The organism is Klebsiella sp. A-Nf5 (assembly GCF_002810545.1).
In the GTDB taxonomy this organism is placed as follows: Bacteria; Pseudomonadota; Gammaproteobacteria; order Enterobacterales; family Enterobacteriaceae; genus Klebsiella; species Klebsiella variicola.
The window spans coordinates 1-844 of sequence record NZ_PIOG01000181.1 but is presented as its reverse complement, the minus strand read 5'-3'; the positions used below and the strand labels follow the sequence as shown (position 1 = coordinate 844).

The 844-nt window shown below is 48.3% G+C and carries 2 protein-coding genes; one reads left to right on the top strand and one right to left on the bottom strand.

From position 1 onward, the window contains the following. On the top strand, nucleotides 1–407 hold a 407-nt coding region (locus CWM53_RS19570), incomplete at its 5' end, for a Fic/DOC family protein (protein ID WP_100750835.1). Here the strand turns inward: CWM53_RS19570 and CWM53_RS31235 are convergent. Beyond that, nucleotides 404–571, bottom strand: coding sequence for a hypothetical protein (locus tag CWM53_RS31235; protein ID WP_165451328.1), 168 nt, complete (start codon nucleotides 569–571; stop codon nucleotides 404–406). The two genes, CWM53_RS19570 and CWM53_RS31235, sit on opposite strands and share 4 nt — an antisense overlap. Between the last annotated feature and the right edge of the window lie 273 nt (nucleotides 572–844).

Genomic DNA, 844 nt, shown 5'->3' with positions numbered 1-844 from the left:
GGTTAGGCAATATCTATGCATGGGCAGGCCAGGAAAGAACGGTCAATATCAGCAAAGGCGATTTTATGTTCGCCCCTTCAGCGCAGTTGGCGAAACTGCTAAACGATTTTGATAAGAAATACCTTGCACATTATACGCCTTGTTCAGGCATGAATGAATTGCAGCTCATAGAAGCTATCGCAGTCACCCATGTTGAATTGATCCTCATCCATCCGTTCAGAGAGGGTAACGGGCGTTTATCACGATTATTAGCCGATGTGATGGCTGTGCAGGCTGGCTATAAACCGCTGGATTATCAAAGCTGGGAACAAAACAAAACCCAGTATATATCGGCTATCCATGCGGGTTTGACTCTGGACTATCGACCGATGAAACACTGGGTCAGCAAGGCCTTAAGAAGAGATTAGGCAAGACGAAGATGCGCATATTTTTTGCGTGCCGCTTCAAGACTCACTTCAACTCTGGCTGATGGTTGCCCTGTCTCGACCGCGGTTGATGTCGCAACAGAACGCGCGATGTCAGCGCGGGAAGGTCTGGCGTATGCGGCCTGAACTTTTTTGTTGTAACTCATGGCATCTCCCGTTTCATTCACCTGATGGTTTCAGTATATCAAGGATCGTCGCTAACTGCTGCCATTACGTATACCAGGGGAATATCGGATATGTCTTTTTCTGACCGGTAACCGCACATCCCGATGCTGGCTTGTTATGTCTCAACCCTCTCTGCAACTGGAATCCGGATCGCGCCGCGCGCTTTCGTCGGTTTCCCTCACCTGCCCATCTCCGTTATTATGTCTCATCCATGTGATAACGACGACAACTACAAAATCGCAGCCATTTCAAAT

Excerpts from the sequence above, each read along its gene's own strand:
- CWM53_RS31235 (WP_165451328.1), bottom strand. The coding sequence starts at position 571 with ATGAGTTACAACAAAAAAGTTCAGGCCGCATACGCCAGACCTTCCCGC.